The sequence below is a fragment of the Actinosynnema sp. NPDC004786 genome, from assembly GCF_053601135.1.
This window is the reverse complement of the sequence record NZ_JBSGBG010000004.1, coordinates 45385-58190: the sequence shown is the minus strand read 5'-3', so window position 1 is coordinate 58190 and position 12806 is coordinate 45385. Positions and strand designations below refer to the sequence as shown.

The window sequence follows — 12806 nt, the reverse complement described above, 5'->3', positions numbered from 1 at the left end:
TCTCAGTACCCCACGGTGAAGCGCCGGCGGCGGTGCCGGGGCGTCTCCGCCTCGTCCAGCAACGCCACCGCCAGGTCCTCCAGCGAGATGGCGGACCCGACCTGCTCGTCACCGCCGACCCGGAACACCCCGGTCCGCTCGCCCGGCTCCAGCGCCGCGGGCGGGCTGAGGTAGGTCCAGTCGGCCGCGCGGTCGGCCAGGCACACCGCCAACTGCTCGGCGCACGCCCGCGCGATCGGCTTCAACGCCTCCGGGAAGTCGGGCGCCTCCTCGACCGTGTGCCCGGCGGGCGTCACGAGCGTGGCCGCGCCGCCCACGGCCAGCAGCCGCACGCCGGTCCGCGCCACGCCGGCCAGCAGCGCCCGCGTCGCCTCGACCAGCTCGTCCTCCCGGCCGTCCACCGGTCGGGTCGCGCTGACGACCAGGTCGCGGCCGGCGCTGAGCCGCACCACGTCCGCGACGACCCGGGCGTCACCCACCTCGCCGCCCGAACCGGGTCGGCGGCTGACGGGCGTCACGTCGTGACCGCGTCGCCGGGCCTCCGCCACCACCCGGCGGCCGACGCTACCGAACGCTCCGAACACCGTGATCCGCACGGCTCTCCCCCTTCTCTCGCACGGTCGTCGTCCGCTGTGCCACCACGAGCGCGCCGAGCACGACCGCCGCGCCGAGCACCTGCCACGCGGTCAGCTCCTGGTCCAGCGCGAGCCACCCGACGAGCGTCGCCACCACCGGGCTGAGCAGGCCGAGGAACGTGACCTGCGTGGCCGGCAGCACCCGGATCCCGCGGAACCACAGGGCGTAGGTGAGCGCGCCGCCGATGAGGCCGAGGTAGGCGAAGCCGCCGACGTTCGCCGCGGTGATCGTCGGTGGCAGGCCCTCGACCAGCAGCGTCACCGGCAGCAGCACCAGTCCGCCCGCCACGAGCTGCCACCCGGTGACGGCCAGCAGCGGGGCGGGGGCGGTCCAGCGCTTGCTCAGCACGACCCCGGCCGCCATCACCACCGCGCCGCCCAGCGCGGCGGCCACCCCCACCGCGTCCAGCCGGGCATCGGCCCGCAAGACCAGCAAGGCGACGCCGACGACGCCCGCGATCCCGGCCAGCGCCGCCCTCGTCGTCATCCGCTGCCCGAGCAGCAGGGCCGCGAGCCCGAGGACCACCAGCGGCTGCACCGCGCCGACGGTCGCCGCCACACCGCCCGGCAGCCGGTACGCGGCCAGGAACAGCAGCGGCAGGAACACGCCGATGTTGAGCGTGCCCAGGACGAGCGAACGCCACCACCAGTCCCCGCTCGGTGCCCGTCGCGTGACCGCGACCAGCAGCAACCCGGCCGGCAACGCCCGCAGCAGGCCGGCCAGCAGCGGCCGGTCCGGGGGCAGGTACTCGGTGGTGGCGTAGTAGGTCGTGCCCCACACGGCGGGGGCCAACGCGGTCACCCATTTGCTTAGCACTAAGACAAAGTATCTCATCGCTAAGGTATCCGTCGGGTGAGTTAGCTCACCGCTAAGCTAGTTCGATGGCAGATCACGTCGACCTGGTGCTCGGCCAGTGGCACGCGCGCCGCCCCGACCTCGACGTCTCGCCGATGGCGGTGATCGGCCGGCTCAGCCGCCTCGCCCGCCTGGTGGACGGCGAGCTGGGCAGGACGTTCGCCGCGCACGGCCTGGACCGGGCGTCGTTCGACGTCCTGGCCACCCTGCGCCGCAGCGCGCCGCCGCACCGGCTCACACCGACCGAGCTGATGCGCGCCTCGATGGTCACCTCGGGCGCGGTGACGCAACGGCTCGACCGCCTCGAAGCGCGGGGTCTCGTCGCCCGGACCCCGAACGAGCACGACGGGCGCGGGGTCGTCGTGTCGCTCACCGAGGCCGGGTTCGAGCTGATCGACCGGGTGCTGCCCGACCACCTCGCCACGGAGGACCGGGTGCTCGGCGCTTTGTCGGCGCGGGAGCGGGAGGCGTTGGCGGACACCTTGAAGCGGTTGCTGGAATCCCTCGGCGACAGCTGACCGGCCGGAGACCTCCGCTGCGCGTGCGCGGGCAATCCCACTCGGCCGCTTGCCGCGGCCGGTCGCGTTGCCCGCCGCCCGCTCCTGCCGACTCCTCCCGATCCCCGCGTAAGGCGAACGCCGCCGTTCTGCGGAAAACGTGAGGGATCCCGAGGATCCCGCCCGTCCCGCGCGATCCCGGCGCGGTGCGGGAAAAGCGACTTTACCTGACCGAGATCCGGAGTTGACCGACGCGAAGACGACCCGACCGGGATCCGCCGCGCGCACCGGTCACCCCACTCCCCGGAACCGGGTCGGACGCCGACTACCGCACCGTGCGGAGGTCACCTGGGCGGGGCCAACGCCTTCGCCCCCACGAAGGGTCGGCGCGATTGCCGAGGTAGGACCGGGTGTTCGCGGTCCGACGACCCCGGCCCGGCGCCGGGCACGAATGCGCTGGTCCGCGCGCTGTCGGGGGAAAGTGCGGAATTGTTCCCGCGGATTGTGACGGTGCGTGTTCGCGATTCACACGTCCGGTCGAGTGTTGGCCAGTGGGGGGTGGGTAAACTGCCGCGAATCCGCAATATCACAGCAAGGCAACGGGGATGTCGATCCCAAGTCAGAGACAAGCGGCCACGCCGCCACCCGAACGCGCACGCGAACTGCTGGCACGGAAGTGGTCGTACCTGCTGAGCGCGGCCGTCGTCGTCGCGCTGAGCCGTGCCGACCTCGACCGCGAGACGCGCGCACGGCTCGCCGAGCTGTGCGACGCGGTGCACGCCGAAGCGGCGCACGAGCCGCCGACCAGGCCGGCGGAGCAGATCGGCGAGGAGCTCGTCGCGCTCGGGTACGTCACCGAGGACGGCTTGCGGCTCACCCTCGACGTGCTCGGCAAGGGGCTGCTCGGGTTGCCCGAGTTCCGGCCCGTCGAGCGGTACGCGCAGCCGATCGTGACCGTGCTCGGCGCGTTGTCGGCCGGGTTCCTGGCGGCGAGCCGGCGCGCGGTGTTCGAGCAGCAGGAGGACGTGCAGCTCTCGCTGCTCAAGGCGGTCCGCGACGCCCAGTGGAACCTCCGGGAGAGCGAGGCGCGGTTCGAGGAGGTCGCCACGTCGTCCGCCAGCGGGATCCTGGTGGTCGACCTGGACGGGCGGATCGTGCGGGCCAACGCGGCGATCGGCGACATCCTCGGGTACACGACGGAGGAGCTGGCCGGGTTCGCCCTGCCGGAGCTGGTGCACCCGGACTCGGTCCGCGTGCTGGACGAGGCGCTGCGGGCGCTGCTGGACGGCAGGCACGAACGGGTCAGGCAACCGCAGCGCCTGCTGCGCAAGGACGGCGACGTCGCGCGGATCTCGTTGACGGTCTCGCTGCTGCGCGGCGCGGACGACCAGCCGGTGCACTTCGTCGCCGTGATCGAGGACGGCACCGAGCTGATGCTGCTCCAGTCCGAGCTGCACCGGCAGGCGCTGCACGACGTGTCGACCGGGCTGCCGAACCGGCAGTTCTTCACCAGCCACCTGGAGGGCGCGTTGCGACGCGCCGACCCGGTGCGCGGCGTGTCCCTGTTCCACCTCGACCTCGACGCGTTCGGCATGGTCGGCAACAGCCTCGGCCGGCCGACCGGCGAACGGCTGCTCGTGCACGTCGCGCAGCGGCTGAAGGCCGTGATGGCGCGGGAGAAGGCGATGATCGCCCGGCTCGGCGACGACGAGTTCGCCATCCTGGTCGAGAACACCGCCACCACGCCGGACGTGGCGGCGACGGTGGCCGAGATCGACCGCGAGCTGTCGGAGCCGGTGTACCTGGAGGGGCGCGGCGTGGCCGTGTCGGTGAGCGTCGGCGTGGTGCGCCGGCCGCCGCCGGACTGGGAGCCGGCCGAGGTGATGCGGGCCGCGGAGCAGGCGTTGCGGCGGGCGAAGGCGGCCGGTCGCGGGCAGTGGGAGCTGTTCCACCCCGGGCAGGACGCGAAGGAGCGGTGGGTGGACGCGCTCGCCGTCGCCATGCCCGGCGCGTGGGAGCAGGGCGAGCTGGAGGTGCGCTACCAGCGGGTGGTGGGCCTGGCCGACGGCGCCCTGGCGGGTGTGACGGCGAAGCTGCACTGGGACCGCGGCGAGGACCCGGTCGACCACGAGCGGTGCACGGCGATGGCCGAGCGGACGGGCCTCATCCTGCCGCTGGGCGAGTGGCAGCTCGCGACCGCGTGCGGCCAGGTGTCGTGGTGGGGCCAGGGCTCCGGGTGGGACGTGCCGCTGCACGTCGGGCTGACCAGGCACCAGTCGTGCGACGGCGACCTGGTCCGGCGGGTGCGCCGGGTGTTGGACGACACCGGGCTGCCCGCGTCGCAGCTGACGGTCGGCGTGCCGGTGCCCGCGCTGGCGGAGTTCGACGCGGTGGAGAACCTGACCGTGCTGGCCGAGCTGGGCGTCGGCACGGCGCTGGACGACTTCGCGCTCGGTCCGGACGACCTGGCGATGGCCTCGGAGCTGCCGGTCCGGTCGGTGCGCGTGGCGCGCCGGTTGGTCGGGCGGCAGGCGCGGGGCGGCGCGGACTACCTGGCCGACCTGGTGGCGCAGGCCCGGCAGGCGGGCGTGCAGGTGCTGGTCGACGGGGTGCGGACGGAGGAGCAGGTGCGGTGGTGGCACGCCGCGGGCGCGGTCGCCGGCACCGGTCCGCTCTTCGGCGAGCCGGTGCCGCCGGGCGACCTCCACCGGCCGGACGCCTGACCCCGGAGTCGCTGTCGCGGAACGGGGTGAAATCGGGTCTTCACACGCGGTTTCCTTACCGTTACAGTTCTGGGAGCGCTCCCAGTCCGGTTCCGGTCAACGACGACCGGGGTCCGGACCGGCGCGGCAGGACCTGATCACCGTCGCCCCCGCCGTGAGGTCGGCCGACGCACCCGTGCGGCAGCGGGTCGCGGGCCGAGGCGTCCCGGCGGTGATCCCGCGGTGCCGCGGGGCCCCGACCGGCCCCGCGGCACTACGACCCCGGGCACTCCCGGCGGGCCAGGTACGAGCCCACGCCGTCGAGGTACAGGGCGAGGCCGAAGCGGAAGTCCGCGTCCAGGTCGCTCTCGTCGTAGAGGGTTTCCTGGTCGAACACGCCCGCCTCCACGACCCGGCTGAGCGCGGGCATCCGCCGGGGGTCCACCACCAGCCGCAACGCCCGCGCGTACGACGCGCCGAACGCCTCCGGGTTCTCCCGGAAGCCCTCGGCCAGCTCGGCGGTCATCCGCATCTCGCCGTGCACGAACGTCAGCAGCCCCATCACCACGGCCACCTTCTCGTCCTCGTTCAGCGGCGTGTCGTCCAGCGCGGCCAGCGCGGCGTCGAACCAGGCGAGGTTGCGCGGCCCGACCGGCGGCCCCGACAGGGGGATCCGCGCGTACCAGGGGTGCTTGCGCAGCGCGGCGAGCACGCTGAACGACCACAGCGTCAGCCTGGCCCGCCAGTCGCCGTCGGCCGGCATGTCGGGCGGGTCGTCCAGCGCCGCGTCGGTCATCAGCTTGAGCAGGTCGTCCTTGCTCCTGACGTACCGGTACAGCGCCATGGTCGAGTTGCCGAGCTGCTGCGCGACCCGGGCCATCGACACCGCGCCGAGGCCCTCGGCGTCGGCGACCTCGATCGCGGCCCGGGTGATCTCGGTGACCGACAGCGCGGGCTTGCGCCCCCTGCGGGGCGCCTCCCGCATCCCCCAGAGCAGCGCCACCTCCGGCGGCACGCCGTTCTCCTCGGTCATCCCCACCCTCTCGTCGCCGGGTCCAGTCTAGGGCTTCCGCGATTAACTGCGTATGAGCTACGCTTTATCGCGTACCTGATACGCATAAGGGGGACGTGATGATCGTCGAGGTGACCGGGCTGCGCAAGCGCTACGGGCCGACGCCGGTGCTGGACGGGATGGACCTGGAGGTCGCCGAGGGGTCGGTCTTCGCGTTGCTCGGTCCCAACGGCGCCGGCAAGACCACCACCGTCCGGATCCTGTCCACGCTGACGCGCCCGGACGCCGGCACGGTGCGGGTGGCCGGGTTCGACGTGGTCCGCGAACCGGCCCGGGTGCGCGGCGCGATCAGCCTGACCGGCCAGTACGCGGCCGTGGACGGGGAGCAGACGGGCCGCGAGAACCTCGTCATGGTCGGCCGGCTCCTGCACCTGGGCCGGTCCGGGGCGGCCGGCCGGGCCGACGCGCTGCTGGAGCGGTTCGACCTGGTCGACGCCGCCGACCGCCGGGTCAGGACCTACTCGGGCGGCATGCGGCGGCGGCTGGACCTCGCGATGAGCCTGGTCGGCACGCCGAAGGTCATCTTCCTGGACGAGCCGACCACCGGCCTGGACCCGGCCAGCCGCACGACCATGTGGGACGCCATCCGCGACCTCGTGCGCTCCGGCACCACGATCTTCCTCACCACCCAGTACCTGGAGGAGGCCGACCGCCTGGCGGACCGGATCATGGTGCTGGCCGGCGGCAAGGTCGCCGCCGAGGGCACCGCGGACGACCTCAAGGCGCGCGTCGGCGGCGACCGGCTCGACCTCGGCTTCGGCTCCGTCGCGGCGCTGGACGCCGCGGCCGCCCGGCTCGGCGGCTTCCCCGACCGCGACCGGCTCGTGCTCAGCGTCCCGTCCGACGGCACCGCCGCGCACCTGCACCACGTGCTGGACGACCTGCGGGCCGCCGCCGTGCCGCCGGACCGGGTCTCCTCGCACCGCCCGACCCTCGACGACGTCTTCCTCGCCCTGACCGCCCGTGAAGGAGTGGCGGCATGAGCCACGCGATCGCCGACTCGATGACCATGATCGGCCGCAGCGTCCGGCTCGGCCGGCGCAACGTCGACACGCTGATCATGTCCATCGTCCTGCCGCTGATGATGATGGCCCTGTTCGTGTACGTGTTCGGCGGCGCGATCACCACCGGCACCGAGTACATCAACTACGTGGTGCCCGGCATCATCCTGCTGTGCACCGGCTACGGCGCCGCGTCCACCGCGATGTCCGTGGCCGACGACGTCAACGGCGGCATGATCGACCGCCTGCGCTCCCTGCCGATCCACGCTTCCGCCGTGCTCACCGGGCACGTCACGGCCAGCGTGGTCCGCAACGCCCTGTCGACCGCGATCGTGGTCGCCGCCGCCGTGGCCATGGGCTTCCGGCCGTCCGCGTCACCGGTCGAGTGGCTCGCCGCGACCGGGCTGCTCCTGCTCTACGTGCTGGCGCTGTCCTGGCTCGCGGCGGGGCTCGGCGCGGTGTCGAAGTCGGTCGAGTCGGCGAGCGCGTTGAGCTTCTTCATGCTGTTCCTGCCCTACCTGAGCAGCGCGTTCGTGCCGACCCACACCATGCCCGCGTTCCTGCGCGGCATCAGCGAGCACCAGCCGATCACGCCCATCATCGAGACCGTGCGCGGCCTGCTCACCGGCACCGCGATCGGCGACCGGGGGTGGCTCGCGCTCGCGTGGTCGGTCGGGCTGCTGGTCGTGTCGTTCGTCGTGGCGATCGCCCTCTACCGGCGGCGGGTGGACGACTGACCCGAGGCACGCGCTCCCCGGGCGGGGAGCGCGTGCCGAACGCCGCGCTCCGACGGCGTTTCCGGGCTCACTCCTTCAGCCGGTGCACGACGACCAGCCCGCCGTGCAGCGGCAGGTGCCGGCGCTGGTCGTCCGTGGCCACGTACTCGTCCAGCACCGCGCCGATGCGGCGGTCGAGTTCGACCACGTCCTCCGGCGACAGGTGCAGCGCGAACCGCGCGTAGGTGCGCACGGACTCCGGCCCGGCCTCCGCCAGCTCCTCCTGGAACGCCTCCAGCGGCGCGGTGGTCCCGCCGCCGTCCACCAGCGGGCCGTCCAGCCACCACGAGACCCCGGTCGACCGGTACGGCTTCTCCAGCGCGCCGCTCGCCCCGGTGCGCACCTCGCCCGGCTCCAGGAACCCCGCCGCCGCCAACTGCCGCACGTGGTACAGCACGGTGCCGGGGTCGCGACCCAGCCGCTCGGCCAACTGCTTGTTGGTCAGCTCCTGCTGCGCGCACAGCCGCAGGATCCGCAGCCGCAACGGGTGGGCCAGCGCCTTCGTCTCCGCCACCGTCGCCGGACGCCGTCGCCGCTCAGCCATGCCGCCCAACTTATCCCACCGGTGGACGTCCACACCGATGGAGAAAACTCCACCGATGTGTCATCCTCCACCGGTGGCACACCTGGGCACCCCCTTCCGCCGCCTGTGGACGTCGTCGGGCCTGTCGAACCTGGCCGACGGCGCGTTCAAGGTCGGGCTCCCGCTGGTCGCCGTCCAGACCACGCGCGAACCAACCCTGGTCGCGGGCCTGGTGTTCGCGCTGACGCTGCCCTGGCTGGTGTTCGCGCTCCCGGCCGGCGCGCTCACCGACCGCCTCGACCGCCGCCGCACCATGCTGTGGGCCAACGCGTGCCGGGCCGCCCTGCTGGCGCTCCTCGCCGGGGCGGCGGCGCTGGGCTGGGCGAACATCTGGCTGCTGTACGCCGTCGCGTTCGCCGCCGGCGTCGCCGAGACGCTCTACGACACCTCGGCCCAGTCCCTGCTGCCGCACCTGGTCGACCGGGACCGGCTGCCCCGGGCCAACTCCCGCCTGTTCGCCGTGGAGCTGACCGCGAACGAGTTCGTCGGGCCGCCCCTGGCCGGGCTCCTCGTCGCCGCGGGGGCGGTGGCCGCCTTCACCGCGCCCGCCGCGCTCTGGGTGGTCGCCCTCGTGGCGTTGTGGTCGGTCCGCGGCACGTTCAAGGTCCACCGCGAGCACCGCACCACGCTGCGCGCGGACATCGCCGAGGGGTTGCGCTTCCTGCTGCGGCACCGGTTGTTGCGCGCCCTCGCCGCCGTGGTGGGCGTGTTCAACATCGCGGGCACCGCGTCGGGCTCGGTGCTCGTCCTGCACGCGGTGGGTCCGGGCTCGGCGATGGGGCTGACCGGGCAGGTCTTCGGGCTGCTCCTCACCACCCCGGCCGTCGGCAGCCTGGTCGGCTCCCTCGTCGCGGAACGCGTGATCGCCCGGCTCGGCCGCGGGCGGTCCCTGGCGGTCGGGTTCGTGGCCGGCACGTTGCTCGTCGCGGCCCCGGCGGTCACGGCGAACCCGTACGTGGTCGCGGCGGCGTTCGCGGTGGCGGGCGCGGGCATCGCCGTGCTCAACGTGGTCGCGGTGTCGTTGCGGCAGCTCGTCACGCCGGACCGCCTGCTCGGCCGGGTGAACAGCGCGTACCGCCTGGTCGCGTGGGGCACCATGCCGCTGGGCGCGGCGATCGGCGGCGCGGTCGCGCAGGCGTTCGGCGTGCGGGCGGTCTTCGTGGTGATGGCGGTGGTGTCGCTCCTGGCGCTGTCCGGCCTGGCCGCCGTCACCGACCGGAAGATCGAGCGGGCCGTGGCCGCGTCAGCCCCGGCCTGACGCGGCGTCGATCACCTCGTCCAGCACGTCCCGCGACCGGACCAGGTCGTCGATCAGGCGGTCGATGCGGGCCCGTTCGGCGGTGAGGTCGTGGACCAGCCGCGGCGTGGCGATCTCGGACGGACCGCCGTCCGCGTCCCGCATGCACGGCAGCATCGCCGCGATCTTCCTGCTGCTCAGGCCCGCGGCGAACAGCTCCTGGATGCGGATGACCCGGTCGACCGCCCGTTCGGGGTACTCCCGGTGGCCGCCGGCGGTGCGCTCGGAGGTCAGCAGCCCCTGCTGCTCGTAGTACCGCAGCGACCGCGCGCTCACCCCGGTGCGCTCGGCCAGCTCGCCGATCCGCATGTCCCCACCTCGCGTGAACCTGACACTGGTGTCACCTTCCACCGTAGCGCCGCGTGCAGTTGGATGTGCCGCGGGGAACGGGGGAGTCCTGATGGTGATCCGGATCCGCGGCCGCGCGTTGCCGCACGGCGAGCCGGTGGACCTCTACGCGGACGGCGACCGGTGGACCACCGACCCCGTCCCGGACGTCGAGCCGGTGGCCGAGGGCTGGCTGCTGCCGGGGCTGGTCGACGCGCACACCCACCCCGGAGCCGAGGCGCCGGGCGACCCGCTCGACCACGGACTGCTGCGCGAGCACCTCCGGCAGCACGTGGACGCCGGGGTGGCCGTGATCCGCGCGCCGGGCTTGGCCGACGAGCCGCCGCCGTGGTTCGGCGTGGACCCCGGGACGCCGCGGGCCTGGCACGCCGGGCCGTGGCTGGCGCAGCACGGCCAGTTCTTCGACGGCTGGGGCCGTCGCGCGGACCACGACCGGCTGCCCGCGATCGCGGCCGCGCAGGCGGGGCGCACGGGGTGGGCGAAGGTCATCGGCGACTGGGGCCCGACCGGCGACCCCGTGCCGCTCGCCGTGCTGACCGCCGTGGTGGAGGCGGTGCACGCGGTGGGCGGTCGGGTCGCCGTGCACACGCAGCAGGCGGCGGGCGGCGAGGCGGCGGTGCTGGCCGGGGCCGACTCGCTGGAGCACGGGATGCTGCTCGACCCCGACCTGCTCGCGCGGATGGCGGAGCGGGGCACGGCGCTGACCCCGACGTTGTCCGTCCTGGAACGGACGGCGCCGGAAGTGCGCCGCCGCCCCGACAGCCCGGGCAAGCGGTGGTTCCTCCGCGGCGCCGAGTCCCACGCCGCCCTCGTCGCCGCCGCGGCCGAGGCGGGCGTCCGCGTGCTGGCCGGCACGGACTCCGTGCCGCACGGCCGGATCCTGGACGAGGTCCGGGCGCTGGCCGGCGCGGGCCTGCGCCCGGACGCCGCCCTCGCCGCCGCCTCCTGGGACGCCCGCGCCTACCTCGGCCTGCCGGGCCTGGAACCGGGCGCACCCGCCGACGCCGTCGTCTACGCCGAAGACCCGAGGACCGACCTGGACCAACTGGCCCACCCGACCGCCGTGATCCTCCGCGGCCGCCGCGTCCGCTGACCGCTGTGCCGCAAGGGATCCCTCGCGCCCGGCCCTCACGCCGGCCACCGCGAGGAACCGCCGCAACCCGGCCCCGCGCCTGACCGCCGCTCTACCCCCGCGCCGCGTCCCCGCGGCTGCCACCGCGGCCCAGCCGCCGTGAGTGACCACCGCCGCGAGGGACCGTTGCGCTCGACGCCCGCCTCGGCCGGTCCACGGGTCCCGGGTCAGATCACGCCCAGGGCGAGCATCGCGTCGGCGACCTGGATGAAACCGGCGATGTTCGCGCCGGCCAGGTAGTTGCCGGGCTTGCCGTACAGGTCCGCCGTCTCCAGGCAGCGGTGGTGGATGCCGTGCATGATGTCCGCCAGCCGCCGCTCGGTGTGGTCGAAGCTCCACGAGTCCCGGGACGCGTTCTGCTGCATCTCCAGGGCGCTGGTGGCCACCCCGCCCGCGTTGGCCGCCTTGCCCGGGGCGAACAGGAGGTCGGCCTCGGCGAACAGCCGGACGGCGTCCGGGGTGCACGGCATGTTGGCCCCCTCGGCCACGACCGCGCAGCCGTTGCGGACCAGCGTGGCGGCGTCCCGGCCGTTCAGCTCGTTCTGCGTGGCGCAGGGGAGCGCGACGTCGCAGGGGACGTCCCACACCGATCCGCCCTCGACGTACCGGGCCTCGGGTCGGGCCTGCGCGTAGTCGGAGATGCGGGCCCGGCTGCGCAGCTTGACGTCCTTGAGCAGGTCGAGGTCGATGCCCCGCTCGTCCACGACGTACCCGTTCGAGTCGGAGCAGGCGATCACCGTGCCGCCGAGCTGCCGGACCTTCTCCGCCGCGTAGATGGCGACGTTCCCGGACCCGGAGACGACCACCTTCTTGCCGTCGAACGAGTCGCCGCGCGTCTTGAGCATCTCCTCGGCGAAGAACACGGTGCCGTAACCGGTCGCCTCGGTCCTCACCTGCGAACCGCCCCAGGTCAGCCCCTTGCCGGTGAGCACACCGGACTCGTACCGGTTGGTGATGCGCTTGTACTGCCCGAACAGGTAGCCGATCTCCCGGCCGCCGACGCCGATGTCCCCGGCGGGCACGTCGGTGTGCTCGCCGATGTGCCGGTACAGCTCGGTCATGAACGCCTGGCAGAACCGCATGACCTCGCCGTCGGAGCGCCCCTTGGGGTCGAAGTCGGACCCGCCCTTGCCCCCGCCGATGGGCATGCCGGTCAGCGAGTTCTTGAAGATCTGCTCGAAGCCGAGGAACTTGACGATCCCCAGGTACACGGTCGGGTGGAACCGCAGGCCGCCCTTGTACGGCCCGAGGGCCGAGTTGAACTCCACCCGGAACCCGCGGTTGATCCTCACCGTCCCGGCGTCGTCCACCCACGGAACCCGGAAGATGATCTGCCGCTCCGGCTCGCACAACCGCCTGATCACGGCCGCGTCGGTGTACTCGGGGTGCTTGGCGACCACGGGACCGAGGCAGTCGAGGACCTCGCGCACCGCCTGGTGGAACTCGTCCTCACCGGGGTTGCGCCGCAGCACCTCGTCGTAGATGTCGCTCAGCTTCTCGTCCAGGATCGGCACGCGCGCACTCCTCATCGCCTGTCGCCGTCACGCGGGCGTAACCACCCGTTCACGAGGCATTCCACCTCATGCGGACTGCGATCGGGTGAACCGATCCGGTGAGTCCGGTCACTCGGGGTGAAGCGGACAAACCAACGGCCCGATCACCAGGCGAAGCGGCGGCAACAGCGGGAGGGCGGTGTGCCCCGAGGGGTGTCCCAAACCACTGGACACGGCTCGTGCGGCGCTCTACAACGGTCCCAGCGCTACGCGTACCGGTGGCGGACGAGAGATTCACCAGCGGGTCGAGGTGACGCTCGGGATCGACCGAAGGGCTGAAACCTTGGCCCGTATTTGACCGAGACACCCGTAGACGGCTGGCCCCAACCGGGACAGACGACGAAGGCCCTTGAC

At 73.6% G+C, this 12806-nt stretch carries 12 protein-coding genes; 6 read left to right on the top strand and 6 right to left on the bottom strand.

Features of this window, described 5'->3' with window-relative positions:
* Nucleotides 1-2 precede the first annotated feature (2 nt).
* Together ACWEFJ_RS04985 and ACWEFJ_RS04980 are read right to left on the bottom strand one after the other, a co-directional pair.
* Nucleotides 3-518 carry an NAD(P)-dependent oxidoreductase gene (locus tag ACWEFJ_RS04985; protein WP_449712961.1) on the bottom strand — a complete coding sequence of 172 codons (516 nt, stop codon included), beginning with the start codon at nucleotides 516-518 and terminating at the stop codon, nucleotides 3-5.
* 46 nt (nucleotides 519-564) lie between these two features.
* Nucleotides 565-1470 carry an EamA family transporter gene (locus tag ACWEFJ_RS04980; protein ID WP_449712960.1) on the bottom strand — a complete coding sequence of 302 codons (906 nt, stop codon included), beginning with the start codon at nucleotides 1468-1470 and terminating at the stop codon, nucleotides 565-567.
* A 47-nt stretch (nucleotides 1471-1517) separates the two neighbouring features.
* Between ACWEFJ_RS04980 and ACWEFJ_RS04975 the strand changes: the two genes are divergently transcribed.
* Entirely contained in the window at nucleotides 1518-2009 is a 492-nt protein-coding gene (locus ACWEFJ_RS04975; protein WP_449712959.1) for a MarR family winged helix-turn-helix transcriptional regulator, read from the top strand.
* A 584-nt stretch (nucleotides 2010-2593) separates the two neighbouring features.
* The gene (locus ACWEFJ_RS04970; protein ID WP_449712958.1) at nucleotides 2594-4711 is read left to right on the top strand and encodes a putative bifunctional diguanylate cyclase/phosphodiesterase; all 2118 of its coding nucleotides are present in this window, start codon (nucleotides 2594-2596) and stop codon (nucleotides 4709-4711) included.
* 253 nt (nucleotides 4712-4964) lie between these two features.
* On the opposite strand, the gene ACWEFJ_RS04965 is transcribed toward ACWEFJ_RS04970, so the two are convergent.
* A complete protein-coding gene (locus ACWEFJ_RS04965; RefSeq protein ID WP_378085899.1) occupies nucleotides 4965-5723 on the bottom strand; it encodes a TetR/AcrR family transcriptional regulator in 759 nt (252 codons plus the stop codon).
* 98 nt (nucleotides 5724-5821) lie between these two features.
* Here ACWEFJ_RS04965 and ACWEFJ_RS04960 point away from each other — a divergent pair, with 98 nt between their 5' ends.
* Both ACWEFJ_RS04960 and ACWEFJ_RS04955 read left to right on the top strand, forming a co-directional pair.
* Nucleotides 5822-6745 (top strand): ATP-binding cassette domain-containing protein, encoded by a 924-nt coding sequence (locus ACWEFJ_RS04960; protein ID WP_449712957.1) that lies wholly within the window; start codon nucleotides 5822-5824, stop codon nucleotides 6743-6745.
* Nucleotides 6742-7500: an ABC transporter permease gene (locus ACWEFJ_RS04955; RefSeq protein ID WP_378085903.1), complete on the top strand. Its 759-nt coding sequence runs from the start codon at nucleotides 6742-6744 to the stop codon at nucleotides 7498-7500. The genes ACWEFJ_RS04960 and ACWEFJ_RS04955 overlap by 4 nt, the downstream gene beginning before the upstream one ends.
* A 67-nt stretch (nucleotides 7501-7567) precedes the next feature.
* On the opposite strand, the gene ACWEFJ_RS04950 is transcribed toward ACWEFJ_RS04955, so the two are convergent.
* Nucleotides 7568-8083 carry an ArsR/SmtB family transcription factor gene (locus tag ACWEFJ_RS04950; RefSeq protein WP_378085905.1) on the bottom strand — a complete coding sequence of 172 codons (516 nt, stop codon included), beginning with the start codon at nucleotides 8081-8083 and terminating at the stop codon, nucleotides 7568-7570.
* Nucleotides 8084-8156: 73 nt separating this feature from the next.
* Between ACWEFJ_RS04950 and ACWEFJ_RS04945 the strand changes: the two genes are divergently transcribed.
* Nucleotides 8157-9380 (top strand): MFS transporter, encoded by a 1224-nt coding sequence (locus ACWEFJ_RS04945; RefSeq protein ID WP_449712956.1) that lies wholly within the window; start codon nucleotides 8157-8159, stop codon nucleotides 9378-9380.
* Here ACWEFJ_RS04945 and ACWEFJ_RS04940 read toward each other — a convergent pair.
* Nucleotides 9366-9728, bottom strand: a complete 363-nt coding sequence (locus tag ACWEFJ_RS04940) for a MerR family transcriptional regulator (protein WP_378085909.1) — start codon at nucleotides 9726-9728, stop codon at nucleotides 9366-9368. The genes ACWEFJ_RS04945 and ACWEFJ_RS04940 overlap by 15 nt on opposite strands.
* 91 nt (nucleotides 9729-9819) lie before the next feature.
* On the opposite strand from ACWEFJ_RS04940, the gene ACWEFJ_RS04935 reads away from it, so the two are divergent.
* On the top strand, nucleotides 9820-10860 hold the full coding sequence (locus ACWEFJ_RS04935; protein WP_449712955.1) for an amidohydrolase family protein: 1041 nt from the start codon (nucleotides 9820-9822) through the stop codon (nucleotides 10858-10860).
* A 206-nt stretch (nucleotides 10861-11066) separates the two neighbouring features.
* Here the strand turns inward: ACWEFJ_RS04935 and gdhA are convergent, their stop codons facing one another.
* Nucleotides 11067-12407, bottom strand: coding sequence for an NADP-specific glutamate dehydrogenase (gene gdhA / locus ACWEFJ_RS04930; protein ID WP_449713047.1), 1341 nt, complete (start codon nucleotides 12405-12407; stop codon nucleotides 11067-11069).
* Between the last annotated feature and the right edge of the window lie 399 nt (nucleotides 12408-12806).